The following is a 15,970-nucleotide window of genomic DNA, read 5'->3' on the forward strand; positions in this document are numbered from 1 at the left end:
GCAAAATCACGAACCTGACGGAATGCTCACGTTTTTGTGTGCAAGAATAGTCGCATGCGTCGCGCGGCCGCCTCACGCGGGCGGGCCGACGCGAACCACCAACGCAGCACATGAAAGGGACCCCCAAAGTGGCAGTAGAGACCAAGAAGATCACGAAGGTCCTCGTGGCCAACCGCGGCGAGATCGCGGTCCGTGTGATCCGAGCCGCCAAGGATGCGGGCATCGCCAGCGTCGCCGTCTACGCCGAGCCGGACGCGGATGCTCCGTTCGTCGGAATGGCTGATGAGGCGTTCGCCCTGGGCGGCCAGTCCTCCGCCGAGTCCTACCTCGTCATCGAGAAGATCATCGACGCCGCCGCCAAGTCCGGCGCCGACGCCGTCCACCCGGGCTACGGCTTCCTCGCCGAGAACGCCGACTTCGCCCAGGCCGTCATGGATGCCGGCCTGATCTGGATCGGCCCGCCGCCGTCCGCCATCGCGGACCTGGGTGACAAGGTCACCGCCCGCCACATCGCCAAGCGCGCCAACGCACCGATGGTGCCGGGCACCAAGGACCCGGTCTCCGGTGCCGAGGAGGTCGTCGCCTTCGCTGAGGAGTACGGCCTGCCCATCGCCATCAAGGCCGCCTTCGGTGGCGGTGGCCGCGGCATGAAGGTCGCCTACAAGATGGAGGAGGTCGCGGAGCTCTACGAGTCCGCCACCCGTGAGGCCGTCGCCGCCTTCGGCCGCGGCGAGTGCTTCGTCGAGCGTTACCTGGACCGGGCCCGCCACGTCGAGGCCCAGGTCCTGGCCGACCAGCACGGCAACGTCATCGTCGCCGGCACCCGTGACTGCTCCCTGCAGCGTCGTTTCCAGAAGCTCGTCGAGGAGGCCCCGGCACCGTTCCTGACCGACGAGCAGCGGACCATGATCCACGAGTCCGCCAAGCAGATCTGCCTGGAGGCGGGCTACTACGGTGCCGGCACCGTGGAGTACCTCGTCGGCTCCGACGGCCTGGTCTCCTTCCTGGAGGTCAACACCCGTCTGCAGGTGGAGCACCCCATCACCGAGGAGACCACCGGCATCGACCTGGTCCGCGAGCAGTTCCGCATCGCCGAGGGCCAGAAACTGCGCTTCACCGAGGACCCGACCCCGCGTGGCCACTCCTTCGAGTTCCGCATCAACGGCGAGGACGCCGGCCTGAACTTCATGCCGGCCCCGGGCACCGTGACCCGCTACCACCAGCCGGACGGCCCGGGTGTCCGCGTGGACTCCGGCGTCCGCGAGGGCTCCGTCATCGGCGGCCAGTTCGACTCCATGCTGGCCAAGCTCATCGTCACCGGCGAGAACCGCCAGGAGGCGCTGCAGCGTGCCGCACGTGCACTGGACGAGTTCGTCGTCGAGGGCATGCCGACCGTCATCCCGTTCCACCGCCACATCGTCGAGAACCCGGCCTTCGTCGGTGACGAGAACGGCTTCGAGATCTACACCAAGTGGATCGAGGAGGTCTGGGACAACCCGATCGAGCCCTTCGTCGACCCAGCCGACCTGCCCGAGGACGAGTCCGTCCCGGCCCACAAGGTCGTCGTCGAGGTGGACGGCCGCCGCGTCGAGATCTCCCTGCCGGGCGATCTGGCGATCGGTGGCGGCGCCGCCCCGAAGAAGAAGGCCAAGAAGCGTCGTGCCTCCGGTGGCGCCGCAGGTGTCTCCGGTGACGCCGTGGCCGCCCCGATGCAGGGCACCGTCATCAAGGTCAACGTCGAGGACGGCCAGGAGGTCGCCGAGGGCGACGTCATCGTGGTCCTCGAGGCCATGAAGATGGAGAACCCGGTCAAGGCCCACAAGTCCGGCACCGTCGAGGGCCTGGCCGTCGAGGCCGGCGCCGGCGTGACCAAGGGACAGGTCCTGCTCGAGATCAAGTAGATCTCTCCGTCCTTCGACAGCCCCGTTGCTCCCCTGTGGGAGCGGCGGGGCTTCGGCGTCTGCGGGGAAGGTGCACTTCTACCCCGACTGAGTACATGTCAACACGGTCCCTGCCGGTCAGACCATGCGGGTATAAGTGCACCGGGGCCGACACCCACCCCGGAATCGGCGGAACCCGGGGCGGCCCTGCGGCGCGCACCCCGGGTTCACGGTCTCAGCGGGTCTATCCCCCTCCGGTCTAGGCGATGACCACGATGAGGTCGCCGCCCTCCACCTTCGTGGCCTGGGCCAGGGCGACACGGTCAACCACGCCGTCCTTGGTGGCGGTGATGGTGGCCTCCATCTTCATGGCCTCGATCACCGCGACCGGGTCGCCGGCCTTGACCTCGTCGCCCACCTTCGCGGTGACCATGACCACACCCGCGAACGGTGCGGCGACGTGGCCCGGGTTGGTGGTGTCGGCCTTCTCCGCGGAGGCGGTGACGGACTCGACGGAACGGTCACGCACCTTCATCGGGCGGATCTGACCGTTGACGTTGGTCACGACCTGGCGCATGCCCTTCTCGTCGGGCTCGCCGACGGCGTCGAGACGCACCACCATCGGCGGCTGACCGTGCTCACCGATGAGACGGATGACGTTCTCCTCACCCTCCTTGAGGCCGTAGAAGAACACGCGGTCCTCGAGTGCGGCGGTGTTGCCGTACTGGCGACGGTGCTCCGCGAACTCGGCGGCCTGCTTCGGGAACAGCAGCCTGTCCAGGGTCGAGCGACGGGTCTGGCGGTCCTCGCTCTGCAGGGCCTGCTCGTCCTCGGCGGCGACGTCGACAAGCTTGGACTGCGTGGCGGAACGACCCGCCAGGGCCTTCTCCCGCAGCATCGGCCAACCACCGGGCGGGTTGCCCAGGTCACCGCGGAGGAAGTCGATCACGGAGTCCGGGATGTCGTACTTCTGCGGGTCGTTGGCGAAGTCCTGCGGATCCACACCCGCGCCGACCAGGTGCAGCGCCAGGTCGCCGACGACCTTGGAGGACGGGGTGACCTTGGTGGGCCGGCCCAGCATCTCGTTGACGGCGGCGTAGTAGTCCTCGATGAGCTCGAAACGGTCCTCCAGGCCCAGGGCCTTGGCCTGCGTACGCAGGTTGGACAGCTGACCACCCGGGATCTCGTGCTTGTACACCCGTCCGGTCGGGCCGGGCACACCCGCCTCGAAGGGGGCGTAGAGCTGGCGCACGGCCTCCCAGTAGGGCTCCAGGTCGGAGACGGCCTGCAGGGACAGACCGGTGTCGCGGTGGGTGTCGGCGAAGGCGGCGACGATCGCGGACAGCGAGGGCTGCGAGGTCGTGCCGGCCAGCGGCGCGGAGGCACCGTCCACGGCGTCCGCGCCCGCCTGGGCGGCGGCCAGGTAGGTGGCCAGCTGACCACCGGCGGTGTCGTGGGTGTGCACGTGCACCGGCAGGTCGAAGTTGCTGCGCAGCGCCGTGACCAGGCGGGACGCCGCGGTCGGCCGGAGCAGGCCGGCCATGTCCTTGATGGCCAGGATGTGGGCGCCGGACTCCACGATCTCCTCGGCCAGGCGGAGGTAGTAGTCGAGGGTGTAGAGCTTCTCACCCGGGTCCAGCAGGTTGCCGGAGTAGGCCATGGCGACCTCGGCGACGGTGGAGCCGGTCTCCAGGACCGCGTCGATGGCCGGGCGCATCTGGGAGACATCGTTGAGGGCGTCGAAGATGCGGAAGATGTCCACGCCGGAGTCGGCGGCCTCCTTGACGAAGGCCCGGCCGACGCTGTCCGGGTACGAGGTGTAGCCGACGGTGTTGCGGCCGCGCAGCAGCATCTGGATGTTGATGTTCGGCATGGCCTGGCGCAGCGAATCGAGGCGCTCCCACGGGTCCTCGTGGAGGAAGCGCATGGCCACGTCGTAGGTCGCACCGCCCCACGCCTCGACGGACAGCAGCTCCGGGGTCAGGCGGCCGACGTGCTCGGCGGCGGCGACCAGCGCGGAGGAACGGATGCGGGTGGCCAGCAGCGACTGGTGCGCGTCACGGAACGTGGTGTCGGTGACGGCCAGGGCGTCCTGGGTGCGCAGCTGCTCGGCGAACTTCTGCGGGCCGAGGTCACGAAGCACGTCGCGGGAACCACGCGGCAGCGGGCTGTCGTCGCGGGCCGGCAGCTTGGTCACCGGGCGGATCTCGGTGGGGCGCTTGCCGTGCGGGCGGTTGACGGTGACGTCGGCGAGGTAGTTGAGGATACGCCCGGCCTCATCATCGGCCGGCGGGGCCGCCAGCAGGTGGAGGTGCTCACCGATGAAGTTGGTGGAGATGCGGCGGGTCTGGAAGTCCTCCTCCCGCAGCAGGGCACGGAGGAAACCGATGTTGGTGGCCACACCCGAGATGGTGAACTCGTTGAGCGCACGCTGGGCGCGGGCCACGGCGGTGGCGAAGTCGGCACCGCGGGTGGTCATCTTGACCAGCAGGGAGTCGAAGTTCGGGGAGATCTCACCGCCGAGGGAGGCGGCGCCGTCGAGACGCACGCCCGCACCACCCGGGGAGCGGTACGCGGTGATGGTGCCGGTGTCCGGGCGGAAGTTGTTGGCCGGGTCCTCGGTGGTGATGCGGCACTGCAGGGCCGCGCCGTTGAGCTTGATGGATTCCTGCGTGAGGCCGAGCTCCTTGAGGGTGGCGCCGGCGGCGATGTGCATCTGCGCCTTGACCAGGTCGACGGAGGTGACCTCCTCGGTGATGGTGTGCTCCACCTGGATGCGCGGGTTCATCTCGATGAAGACGTGGTTGCCGTTCTCGTCGACGAGGAACTCGACGGTGCCGGCGCACACGTAGCCGATGGACCGGCAGAACTTCACGGCGTCGGCGCAGATCTGGTCACGCAGGGCCGGGTCGAGGTGCTGGGCCGGGGCGATCTCCACGACCTTCTGGTGGCGGCGCTGCAGGGAGCAGTCACGCTCGTAGAGGTGGATGACGTCGCCGGTGTGGTCGGCGAGGATCTGGACCTCGATGTGCTGCGGGTTGAGCACCGCACGCTCGAGGTAGACGTTACCGTCGCCGAAGGCGGCCTCCGCCTCACGGGAGGCCTCGGTGGCCAGCTGGGCGACGTCCTCGGGCTTCTCGATGAAACGCATGCCGCGACCACCGCCACCGGCGACGGCCTTGACGAAGATCGGGAAGGTGAAGTCCTTCGACATCTCGACGAGCTGGTCGATGTCGGTGGACGGCTCGGAGTCCTGCAGGACCGGCAGGCCGGCCTTGCGGGCGGCCTCGACGGCGGCGGACTTGTCGCCGGTCAGGTCGAGGACCTCCGGCGGCGGGCCGATGAAGGTGAGGCCGTTCTCGGCGCACTCCCGGGCGAGCTGGGCGTTCTCGGAGAGGAAACCGTAGCCGGGGTAGACGGCGTCGGCGTGGGTCTTCCGGGCGGCGCGGATGATCTCGTCGATGTCGAGGTACGCCTTGACCGGGGAGCCTTCGGTACCGATGCGCACGGCCTCGGAGGCGAAGGAGCGGTGATGGGAGTTGCGGTCCTCCTTCGGGTAGACCGCGACGGTGGCGGCTCCGGTCTCGAAGGCGGCGCGGAAGGCGCGGACGGCGATCTCGCCGCGGTTGGCGACCAGTACCTTTGTGAAGGCGGGCAGGGTGGTTGTGGCCACGGTGGGGTTCCTTTCCGAACGTCATGTCGGGGATGCGTCCGAGAGTGGGTGTGCTCTCTCGCACACCACAGTATCGCAAGAAAGAGGGTTGGTTTCTGGGGAGTATCCCCTAGTCACAGGGGGTATCCGGGGGCGGGTGGCTGAGTGCGGTCCGTTTCCGGACTCCGTTGGACGGGCGCCTGAATTCCCGATTCTGTTCCGCCCTGCGGAAATCTCTGGAGGGCGTTCCGAACAGCGAAACCCACGGACACCACCCCAATATGTGGGCAGTGCCGTGGGCGTCGCGGATGTCCGGTGCCGGTCTAGCGGTCGGCCATCGGGGTGACCTGGCGCTGCTCCGGGCCGTTGTAGGCGGAGAGCGGGCGGATCAGGGAGTTGTCGCTGTACTGCTCCACGATGTGGGCGGTCCAGCCGGCGATGCGGGCGACGACGAACAGCGGGGTGAAGAAGTCGACCGGGAAGCCGAGCAGGTGGTACGCCGGGCCGGCCGGGAAGTCCAGGTTCGGCTTGATGCCGGTGCGGGCGTCCATGGCGTCGCGCATGTTCTCGTACATGGCGACCCACTTCGCGCCGTCGTGACGCTCGGCGAGGTCGCGGAAGGAGGCCTCCATGGACGGGACGCGCGAGTCACCCTTCTTGTACACGCGATGACCGAAGCCCATGATGAGGTCCTTGTTGTCCAGGGCGTTGTTGACCCAGTCGGCGGCCTTGTCCGGGTCGTCGATCTCCAGCATGGTGTGCATGACGAACTCGTTGGCGCCGCCGTGCAGCGGGCCCTTGAGGGCGCCGATGGCACCGGTGATCGCGGAGTAGACGTCGGAACGGGTCGAGGTGATCACGCGCGAGGTGAAGGTCGACGCGTTGAAGGAGTGCTCGGCGTAGAGGATGAGCGACTTCTCGAAGTCACGCACGTCCTCCGGGTTGGAGGCCGGGGACTCCGGGCCGTTGCCGAACACCATCGACAGCAGGTTGTGGGCGACGGACTTGTCCGGGTCCGGGGCGACGATGTCGAGGCCCTGGCGGCGACGGATGTCCATGGCCAGCACCATCGGCAGCTGGGCGAGGAGGTTGTGGCCGACGTGGGTGATGTGGTCGGCGTCCGGGGTGAAGTGCTCGGAGTCCTTGGTGCCCATGTAGGACACGGCGGTGCGCATGACGTCCATCGGGTGGCAGTCGAGCGGCAGGGAGTGGATGAGGGCGATCAGGCCGGCGTCGAGCTTGCGGTAGGAACGGCCGCGCCTGTTGAACTCCGCCAGCTGCTCCTCGTTCGGCAGCTCACCGTTCCACAGGAGGTAGAAGACCTCCTCGAAGGAGCACTCTGCGACGAGGTCCTGGACGGCGTATCCGCGGTAGGTCAGGGAGTTGGTCTCCGGCATGACCTTGGAGACTGCGGTGTAGTCGGCGATGACGCCGTAGAGACCCTTGCGGACCTCGATGTTGGTGTTGTCGGACATGGTGCTCATCCCCTTTCAAGGAATGTCAGGAGTTGCTGGTGGGCTACTGGAAGGTGGGCTGGTAGGTGTCGGCGGAGTACGTGAAGACCTCCTGGTCGAAGGCGTTGTACTCGTTGTAGCGGAGCAGTTCGTAGAGGCGGGAGCGGTGCTGCATGCGGTCCACCCAGCCGGACTGGGTGCCGGTGGCGGCGATCTCGGCGAGGGCCTCCTCGACCTGCCCCATCGCGATGCGCAGGGTGGTCACCGGGTAGATGACGGCGTTGAAGCCGAGGTCCTCGAGCTCCTTCGCCGAGAGCAGTTCGGACTTGCCGAACTCCGTCATGTTGGCCAGCAGCGGCACGTCGACGGCCGCGCGGAACTTCTCGAAGTCCGCCGGGGTGTGCAGCGCCTCGGTGAAGATGAGGTCGGCACCGGCGTCGGCGTAGGCCTTGGCGCGTTCGATGGCGGCGTCGATGCCCTCGACGCCGGCGGCGTCGGTACGTGCGCAGATGACGAACTGGTCGTCGCGACGCTCGTTGACCGCCGCCGTGATCCGCCGCAGCATGAGCTCGGTGGGCACGACCTCCTTGCCGTCGAGGTGGCCGCAGCGCTTCGGGTTGACCTGGTCCTCGAGGTGGCAGCCGGCGACACCGGCGTCCTCGAACTCGGAGATGGTGCGGGCCGCGGACATCGGCTCACCGAAGCCGGTGTCGGCGTCGACGAGCACCGGCAGGTCCGTGACGCGGGCGATCTGGCGGGACCGGTGGGCGACCTCGGTGAGGGTGGTCAGTCCGATGTCCGGCAGGGCCAGGTCGGCGGCGACGACGGCGCCGGAGACGTACACGCCCTCGAAGCCGGCCTCCTGGATGGCCCGTGCCACGAGCGGGGAGAACGCGCCCGGGAACTTCTGGATCTTTCCGCTGTTCAGGCCGTCGCGGAAGGCTTTCCGACGCTCGGTCGGCGTCACCTGGGAGGAGAACAGGCCGGCCATCAGAACAGACCCTCACCGACGGTGGGTGCCTGTGCCAGGACGTCGGCGTCGAGCTCGATGTTGAGCTCGGCCAGGTCGGTCAGGTTCTCGAGGTCCTGGACGGCGGCGAGGAAGCGGTCCTGCTCCTCCGGGGAGACGACGCCCTCGCACAGGGTGCGGAACTTCTCGATGTACTGCTCACGGGCGAAGGGGCGGGCGCCGAGCGGGTGGGCGTCGGCAACCGCGAGCTCGTCCTCGACGACGGAGCCGTCCTTGAAGGTGATGACGGCCTTGGCGCCGAAGGCCTTCTCGGCCGGGTCGGTGGAGTGGTAGCGACGGGTCCACTCCGGGTCCTCGACGGTGGAGATCTTGTGCCACAGCTCGATGGTCTCCGGGCGGTTGGCGCGCTCCGGGGCGTAGGAACGCTCGTGGTGCCAGGCGCGGTCCTCGAGGGCCACGGCGAAGATGTACATGATCGAGTGGTCGAGGGTCTCGCGGGAGGCCTTCGGGTCGAACTTCTGCGGGTCGTTCGAGCCGGTGCCGATGACGTAGTGGGTGTGGTGCGAGGTGTGCAGGACGATGGACTCGACGTCCGCCAGGTCCTTACCCTCGGCGGCGAGGCGCTCGCCCATGGTGCGGGCCAGGTCGATCGGGGCCTGGGACTGGTACTCGGCGGAGTGCTCCTTGGTGTAGGTGTCCAGGATGCCGCGCTTCTCCTCGCCCTCGGCCGGGAGCGGGACGGTGTACTCGTGGTCCGGGCCGGAGAGCAGCCAGGCGATGACGCCGTCCTCGCCCTCCCAGATCGGGGCCGGGGCGCCTTCACCGCGCATGGCACGGTCGACGGCCTCGATGGCCATCTTGCCGGCGAAGGCCGGGGCGAAGGCCTTCCAGGAGGAGATCTCGCCCTTGCGGGACTGGCGGGTGGCGGTGGTGGTGTGCAGGGCCTGGCCGATGGCCTGGTAGATGGTCTCGGTGTCCAGCTCGAGCAGGGTGCCGATGCCGGCGGCGGCGGCCGGGCCGAGGTGTGCGACGTGGTCGATCTTGTGCTCGTGGAGGCAGATGCCGCGGACGAGGTCGACGTGGATCTCGTAGGCGGTGGCCAGGCCGCGGATGAGGTCGCGGCCGCCCTTGCCGGCCTGCTGGGCGGCGGCGAGGACCGGCGGGATGTTGTCGCCCGGGTGGGAGTAGTCGGCGGCGAGGAAGGTGTCGTGGAAGTCGAGCTCACGGACGGCGGTGCCGTTGGCCAGGGTGGCCCACTCCGCGGCGTACTTGCCCGGCAGTCCGAAGACGGAGGCGCCGCGGCCGTCGGTGACCGGGCGGGCCTGTGCCATGACACGGGCGGAGGTGACCGGGCGGCGGAGGACGGAGGCGGCCTGGACGGCGGCGTTGTCGATGATCCGGTTGATGACCATCTCCTTGGTCTCCTCCGGCACCTCGACGGGGTCGACGGCGACGCGGGCGATCTTGTAGGCCAGGTGCTCCTCGTGGGGGAAGTCCTCGGCGGAGCGGTAGGTACGCACGGTGTGGTTGATCATGGTTCTCGGGCTACTCCTCATTCTGGGCTGACTGTTCTTGCGTTGGCCCTCACAGTAGTGCGAATTCTGTGTTGGGAGTCACAGTGAAGTCTGTGTAAAGTTGTGGCATCACACCGAGCTTCCTGCAAAACTTGTGGAAAGCGCAGGTCAACGAGGGAATCTCCGGAGAGGACGACACATGAGCAAGCACTTTGCGGGGGCACGGATCCGCACATTGCGGAGAAGCCGCAGCCTCACGCAGCAGGACATGGCCAAACGCCTCGGCCTGTCGACGAGCTACCTCAACCAGCTGGAGAACGACCAGCGTCCCCTCACCGTCACCGTCCTCATGGCGCTGTCGCAGCACTTCGACGTCGACCCCGCCTTCTTCTCCCCCGACCACGACGCACGCACCATCAGCGAACTCCGCGACGCCTTCCCCACCGTCCCCGACGACCAGCTCGCGGACCTCGCCGCCCGCTACCCGGAGCTCGTCGGGCAGGTCCTCGAACTCGCCGACCGCGCCCCCTCCCCCATCGACGAATCCCCCTACCGCCTCGTCCGCGACTTCTTCTACGACGCCCACAACTACGTCCACGAGCTCGACCTCCTCGGCGAGGAACTGGCCCGCCGCCTCGGCGACCCGCAGCTGCGCCTCACCCGCCTGTCGACGTCCCTCGACCGCGACCTCGGCATCGTCGTCCGCTTCCGCAAGATCTCCACCGGCCCCCGCCGCATCTACCACCCCGCGACCCGCGAACTGCACCTGCGCACGGGACTGTCCGAGGCGCAGCTGTGCTTCGAGCTCGCCCTCCAGTACGGACTCACCGGCCACGAGGAACTGCTCCGCGAGATCGCCGCCGAACTGCCCACCGAGGAGGCCCGCGAGATCGCCGTCCTGGCGCTGGCCCAGTACTTCGCGGCGGCCGTCGTCATGCCCTACGAGCAGATGCTCACCACCGCCGAGGAGGTGCGCTACGACATCGACCGTCTCGCGGTGCACTTCGGCACCGGCTTCGAGACCACCTGCCACCGCTTGTCGACGCTCAACCGCCCCGGCAACCGCGGCGTCCCCTTCTTCTTCGTCCGCACCGACCGGGCGGGCAACATCTCCAAAAGGCAGTCCGCCACCGGCTTCCACTTCTCCCGCTCTGGGGGTTCCTGCCCGCTGTGGGTGATCCACCGGGCCTTCGAGACCCCGGGGCGCGTCACCCGCCAGGTCGCCGGCATGCCCGACGGCCGCCACTACCTGTGGATCGCCCGAACCGTCGCGGGCCAGATCCACGGCTTCGGACAGCCCCGCAAGGAGTTCGCCGTCGGCCTGGGCTGCGACCTGGACCAGGCGGAACGCCTCGTCTACGCCACCGGACTGGACCTCTCCCCCGGCTCCGCCACCCCGATCGGCCCGGGCTGCACCACCTGCCCGCGGGAGCGCTGCCCCCAGCGCGCCTTCCCCCACGTCGGACGCCAGGTCGTCGTCGACCTCGACGCCACCCTCGACTTCTCCTACACCACCTACTGACACGACACACCGCCCCGGAACCTGTTCCGGGGCGGTGTGTCGGGGACGTCGGGAAGCTTAGGCCAGGTCGTCGGTGGCCACCAGACGGCGGGCCGCCTCGGTGATGGAACCCGACAGCGACGGGTACACCGCGAACACCTCGGCGAGCTGCTTGACGGTGAGGTTGTTGGACACGGCGATGGCGATCGGCAGGATCAGCTCGGACGCGGACGGGGCCACGACGACACCGCCGATGATGAGACCGGAGTTGCGGCGGCAGAACAGCTTGACGAAGCCGTGCTTCAGCGAACGCATCTTCGCACGCGGGTTGGACTGCAGCGGCAGGACGACAGCGCGGGCCGAGACCTCACCGCTCTCCACCTGGGCGTGGGTGACACCGACGGCGGCGATCTCCGGGCGGGTGAACACGGCCGTCGCGACGGTCTTGAGACGGATCGGGGTGACACCCTCACCGAGGGCGTGGTACATGGCCATGCGGCCCTGCATCGCGGCGACGGAGGCCAGCGGGAACAGGTCGGTGCAGTCACCGGCGGCGTAGATGCCGGCGACGTTGGTGCGGGAGACACGGTCGACCTTGATGTGGCCGGAGTCGGTGGTCTTCACACCGACGTTCTCCAGGCACAGGCCCTCGGTGGCGGGGATGGAACCGATCGACATGATGGCGTGGGAGCCGAAGATCTCGCGACCGTCGGAGGTCTTCACGCAGACACCGCCGTCCCGGGTGCGGGTCACGGACTCCACGCGGGCGTGCTTCTCCAGGGAGACACCACGCTGGGAGAGGACGTGCTCGAGGACGTCCGCGGCATCGGCGTCATCGTGCGGGAGGATACGGTCACGGGAGGCGACCATGGTCACCTTGACGCCCAGCTCGGCGAAGGCGGAGACGAACTCCGCACCGGTGACACCGGAACCGACGACGATGAGGTGCTCGGGGACCTCCTCCAGGTCGTAGACCTGCTGCCAGGTGAGGATGCGCTCACCGTCCGGCTTGGCGTTCGGCAGGATGCGCGGGGTCGCGCCGGTGGCGATGAGGACGAGGTCGGCCTCGTAGACCTCCTCGGTGCCGTCCTCCAGGGTGGCGGTGATCTCGTGGTGGACCTGGTCGATCTGCGACTCCGCGAAGCGGCCGCGACCGTGGACGAAACGTACGCCGGCACGCTCGAGCTGGACGATGATGTCGTCCGACTGCTCCTGCGCCAGGGTCTTCACACGCTGGTTGAGGGCCGGCAGGTGGATGCGGGCCCGACCCAGGAGCGAGTTCAGGCCCATGTCATCGGCCCGACGCAGGTCGGTCTTGATACCGGTGCCGGCGATGAAGGACTTGGAGGGCACGCAGTCGAGGAGGACGGAGGAGCCGCCGATTCCGCGTTCCTCGATCACCGTCACATCCGCTCCGTACTTGGCTCCGGCCAGGGCGGCCTCGTAGCCGGCAGGTCCTCCACCGATGATGACGATGCGATTCTTCAAGGGGTCTCCTCCACGCGCGTTTGAGATTATGCGGGTTCACTCGGGTTGTGCAGAACTGCTGCCCGAGTTTAGTCGTTAGGAGAGGAAGCCGCCGCTGGTTCCACCCGTTCCGGTGACCTCGGCGTACTGCTCCACCACGGAGGCGAAGAGACGGATGCCGACACCGATCGAGCGTTCATCGACGACGAGGTCGCCCTGATGGAGGTCGCCCATCTTCCCTTCCCCGGACCAGCAGCCCAGGCGGGCCATGGAACCGGGGACCTTCTCCAGGTACCAGGAGAAGTCCTCGCCGCCGGAGGACTGCGGGGCCTGGACGACGGCCTGCGGGTCGATGGCCCGGGCGGCGTCGGCGAGCATGGCGGTGGCGACGTCGTCGTTGAGCACCGGCGGGACACCCCGCTGGTAGGACAGCTCATGCTCGCAGCCGGTCGGCGCGAGGACCTGGGTGATGAGCTCCTCGAGGAGCTCCTGGAGGGTGCGCCACGTGGTGATGTCGGCCGTACGGATCGTTCCGGTGAGCTGGCCGGACTCCGGGATGGCGTTCGCGGCGTAACCCGCGTTGAGGGAACCGAATACCAGCACCGTCGCGGTGCGCGGGTCAATGCGGCGGGAGAGCAGCGCCGGCAGCTGCGTGACCAGCGAGGACAGGGCGTAGACCACGTCATTGGTCAGGTGCGGGCGTGAAGAGTGCCCGCCCGGCCCCGTCACCTTGATCCGCAGGACATCCGCGGCCGAGGTGATCGCACCGGTGCGCACACCGACCTTGCCCACCCGCAGCTTCGGCTCGACGTGCACCGCGAAGATCGACCCGGCCCGGTCGAGCCCGCCCCAGGCGATGACGTCGGTGGCACCGCCGTCCATGACCTCCTCCGCCGGCTGGAAGAGGACACGGATGCCGTGGGTGAGCGCATCCGCGTTGTCCGCCAGGGCACAGGCCAACCCCAGGGCGATGGTCGTGTGGACGTCATGGCCGCAGGAGTGCGACACCCCCGGCACCGCGGAGGCGAAGGGCAGCTTCGTCAGCTCCGTGACGGGCAGCGCATCGATGTCGGCGCGGAAGGCCAGCTTGTCGTCGGTGTCCGGCCCGATGTCCACCATGAGGCCCGTGCCGGGGAAACGCTGCGGCGACAGACCCCGGTTCCGGAGGGTTTCCTCGATGAACTCGGTGGTCTCGTACTCCATGTGCGACAGCTCCGGGTGGGAGTGCAGGTGACGACGCCAGCCGATCACCTCATCCTTGTGCTTGCTCAGCCAGTCATCGACGCGTGCGGCGATCCCCTTCACGAACTGCCCCTTTCCGCAGACCACACCAGTAGGGTCAACGGCTTCAATGCTACTCCGTCCTGGATTCCCCACCGTCGACCCCACCCGGGGCACCTCCCTCGACCGCCGGAGTCTCCCCCGGCCGGGGAGCCCGGATCTTCCGTACCTGACGGACCTCCCGGACCTCACGGGTCTCCCGTGCCTCCTCCGCCACCACCGATTCATAACGGGGTCCGGTGCCGTGGTCGATGTACTCCTTCCGGAAAGGCTCCAGGACGATGTCCGCGGGCCAGCGCAGCGTGATGCCGTAGGGCCGGGTCGGACAGATGTCCGCCACCAGTTCCCCTCCGGCGGGCAGCAGCGCGGCCGGCGGGACGTCGAGGGCCCGCGCGAGGCGGTAGACGGTGGACAGGCGTGGATCCCCGGGAGTGTCGGCGTTGCCGAGGCTGCGTTCGATGTTGGAGATCGTGTTGCGCGTCAGACCGGTGAGCGCGGCGAGGTCGTCCTGCGTCAGTCGGCGGGCCTTCCGCAGGCGGCGGAGGTTGCGGCCGAGGCCGAGCCCGAAGCTCGGCCAGCCGTTCCAGTCCTGTTCCTGCGCCATTCCTCCACGGTGCCCACTGGAATGGGAGAACTCCGCCCACTGCAGTGGGCGGAGTTGCGTGGCGGGAACAGGCCCGAAGGGCTAGAGATCGATGTTGCGCGGACCGTAGAGACGGTCGCCGGCATCGCCGAGACCAGGGACGATGTAGGCGTCCTCGTTGAGCTCCGGGTCCACGCACGCCGTGACCAGACGCACCGGAAGGCCGGAGTCCGCCAACGCGTCGACACCCGGCTGCGCCGAGACCATGCAGATCGCCGTGACATGGGTCGCGCCGCGGTCGGCGAGCATCCGGATGGCGTGGAGCAGGGAGCCTCCGGTCGCGAGCATCGGGTCGACGACGAACACCGTGCGGCCGCTCAGATCCTGGGGCAGCGCCTCCAGGTACGGCACCGGCTCATGGGTCTCCTCGTTGCGGGCGAGTCCGATGAAACCGACCTGCGCGTCCGGGATCATCGACAGCGCCGGGTCGATCATGCCCAGCCCGGCGCGGATGACCGGCACGATGATCGGCGGGTCCTGCAGGCGGGTGCCGTCGGCGACGGCGACGGGGGTCTGACAGTCGAAGTGCTCCACGGGCAGGTCCCGGGAGGCCTCGTAGACGAGCATGGCGCCGAGGTCGGCGAGGGCGGCACGGAAGGCGGCGTTGTCACTGCGCGCGTCGCGCATGATGGTCAGTCGCGAGGCGGCGAGCGGATGGTCGACGATGGTGATCTCCATGCGCCCCAGAATAGACGCGCGCGTGGGGCGGGTAAGGTCAGCCGGCGTCCCACAGAACGCAAGGAGTTGTCTGGTCATGCTCAAGGGTGCACTCATCACCGGAGTTGTCGTGGTCGGTACGGTCGCCACCGTCGCCGTCCTGTCCGGGGAGGATCCGGTCACCGTCATCAGGGTCGTCGACGGAGACACCATCGACGCCCGCGTCGACGGCAAGGAGAAGCGCATCCGTCTCCTCAACGTCGACACCCCCGAGTACGGCAGGGACGGTGCAGCGGACGACTGCCTGGCGGAGGAGGCCACCGCCTACCTGCAGTCCCTCCTCCCCTCCGGCCGGGAGATCACCCTCAGTTACGACTCCGAACGCACCGACCGTTACGGTCGCGACCTGGCGGGTGTCTTTGTCGACGACACCCTGGTCAACGCGGAGATCGCGCGGGAGGGCTACGGCGTTGCGGTCCAGTTCGGCGGGAATGACCGCTTCATGCCGGAGGTGTCCGCCGCCGAGGCTGAGGCGAAGGCCCAGCGACTGGGTGTCCACGGGCTTCCGGATGAGTGCCTGGTGTCCGCGCAGACGGCCACCACTGTGTCTGAGGCGGCGCCCCTGCTGGCAGCGGGGCTGCTGGCGATGAGCCAGGCTGACCTGGATCTGCACGAGGAGAAGCTGCTCGCGGCACTGACCAAGGTGAAGAAGGTGCGGACACTGGCCCTCCATCCGAGTGAATTCGCGGAGAACGCCTACGACGGTCACCGTGCGGAGCAGGAGGAGCTCAACGACACGGCCGCGAAAATCGAGCAGCGCATCTCCGAGATCGGGGAACGCCGCGCACAGATCGAACGAGAGGCGGAGGAGGAGCGCCAGCGTCTCGAGAATGAGCGGATCGAGGCCGAGCGACGTGCAGCTGAAGCTGCGGAAGCGGCGGAAGCGGCGGA

11 protein-coding genes are annotated in these 15,970 nt (G+C 68.5%); 3 read left to right on the plus strand and 8 right to left on the minus strand.

Translation table 11 applies throughout. From position 1 onward, the window contains the following. Nucleotides 1–128: 128 nt before the first annotated feature. Nucleotides 129–1,901, plus strand: a complete 1,773-nt coding sequence (locus tag GXZ33_RS07715; protein WP_291340259.1) for an acetyl/propionyl/methylcrotonyl-CoA carboxylase subunit alpha — start codon at nt 129–131, stop codon at nt 1,899–1,901. A 238-nt stretch (nt 1,902–2,139) separates the two neighbouring features. Here GXZ33_RS07715 and GXZ33_RS07720 read toward each other — a convergent pair whose 3' ends face one another. The 4 genes from GXZ33_RS07720 to prpD form a co-directional block, all read right to left on the minus strand. Continuing rightward, entirely contained in the window at nt 2,140–5,553 is a 3,414-nt protein-coding gene (locus GXZ33_RS07720) for a pyruvate carboxylase (RefSeq protein ID WP_291340260.1), read from the minus strand. 302 nt (nt 5,554–5,855) lie between these two features. Then, nucleotides 5,856–7,007, minus strand: a complete 1,152-nt coding sequence (locus GXZ33_RS07725; protein ID WP_291340261.1) for a bifunctional 2-methylcitrate synthase/citrate synthase — start codon at nt 7,005–7,007, stop codon at nt 5,856–5,858. Nucleotides 7,008–7,050: 43 nt separating this feature from the next. Continuing rightward, a complete protein-coding gene (gene prpB / locus GXZ33_RS07730; RefSeq protein ID WP_291340262.1) occupies nt 7,051–7,977 on the minus strand; it encodes a methylisocitrate lyase in 927 nt (308 codons plus the stop codon). Further along, the gene (gene prpD / locus GXZ33_RS07735; RefSeq protein WP_291340263.1) at nt 7,977–9,491 is read right to left on the minus strand and encodes a 2-methylcitrate dehydratase PrpD; all 1,515 of its coding nucleotides are present in this window, start codon (nt 9,489–9,491) and stop codon (nt 7,977–7,979) included. The genes prpB and prpD overlap by 1 nt, the downstream gene beginning before the upstream one ends. Before the next feature lie 178 nt (nt 9,492–9,669). Here prpD and GXZ33_RS07740 point away from each other — a divergent pair, with 178 nt between their 5' ends. Then, complete coding sequence (locus tag GXZ33_RS07740; RefSeq protein WP_291340264.1) at nt 9,670–10,992, plus strand: short-chain fatty acyl-CoA regulator family protein; 1,323 nt, start codon at nt 9,670–9,672, stop codon at nt 10,990–10,992. Between the two features lie 57 nt (nt 10,993–11,049). On the opposite strand, the gene GXZ33_RS07745 is transcribed toward GXZ33_RS07740, so the two are convergent. The 4 genes from GXZ33_RS07745 to upp form a co-directional block, all read right to left on the minus strand. Further along, on the minus strand, nt 11,050–12,459 hold the full coding sequence (locus GXZ33_RS07745) for an NAD(P)H-quinone dehydrogenase (RefSeq protein ID WP_291340265.1): 1,410 nt from the start codon (nt 12,457–12,459) through the stop codon (nt 11,050–11,052). Nucleotides 12,460–12,534: 75 nt separating this feature from the next. Next, nucleotides 12,535–13,743, minus strand: coding sequence for a M20 family metallopeptidase (locus GXZ33_RS07750; RefSeq protein WP_291340266.1), 1,209 nt, complete (start codon nt 13,741–13,743; stop codon nt 12,535–12,537). Between the two features lie 49 nt (nt 13,744–13,792). Beyond that, complete coding sequence (locus GXZ33_RS07755) at nt 13,793–14,323, minus strand: helix-turn-helix transcriptional regulator (RefSeq protein ID WP_291340267.1); 531 nt, start codon at nt 14,321–14,323, stop codon at nt 13,793–13,795. Nucleotides 14,324–14,404: 81 nt separating this feature from the next. Next, nucleotides 14,405–15,040, minus strand: a complete 636-nt coding sequence (gene upp, locus GXZ33_RS07760) for a uracil phosphoribosyltransferase (RefSeq protein WP_291340268.1) — start codon at nt 15,038–15,040, stop codon at nt 14,405–14,407. Nucleotides 15,041–15,116: 76 nt separating this feature from the next. Between upp and GXZ33_RS07765 the strand changes: the two genes are divergently transcribed. Then, nucleotides 15,117–15,970, plus strand: an 854-nt coding sequence (locus GXZ33_RS07765; RefSeq protein WP_291340269.1) for a thermonuclease family protein, incomplete at its 3' end; no start/stop codon positions are given.

The sequence above is a fragment of the Corynebacterium sp. genome (assembly GCF_012838985.1).
GTDB lineage: Bacteria > Actinomycetota > Actinomycetes > Mycobacteriales > Mycobacteriaceae > Corynebacterium.

Coding starts and splice junctions, on each gene's coding strand:
- GXZ33_RS07725 (WP_291340261.1), bottom strand. CDS start 7,007: ATGTCCGACAACACCAACATCGAGGTCCGCAAGGGTCTCTACGGCGTC.
- prpB (WP_291340262.1), bottom strand. CDS start 7,977: ATGGCCGGCCTGTTCTCCTCCCAGGTGACGCCGACCGAGCGTCGGAAA.
- prpD (WP_291340263.1), bottom strand. CDS start 9,491: ATGATCAACCACACCGTGCGTACCTACCGCTCCGCCGAGGACTTCCCC.
- GXZ33_RS07740 (WP_291340264.1), top strand. CDS start 9,670: ATGAGCAAGCACTTTGCGGGGGCACGGATCCGCACATTGCGGAGAAGC.
- GXZ33_RS07755 (WP_291340267.1), bottom strand. CDS start 14,323: ATGGCGCAGGAACAGGACTGGAACGGCTGGCCGAGCTTCGGGCTCGGC.
- upp (WP_291340268.1), bottom strand. CDS start 15,040: ATGGAGATCACCATCGTCGACCATCCGCTCGCCGCCTCGCGACTGACC.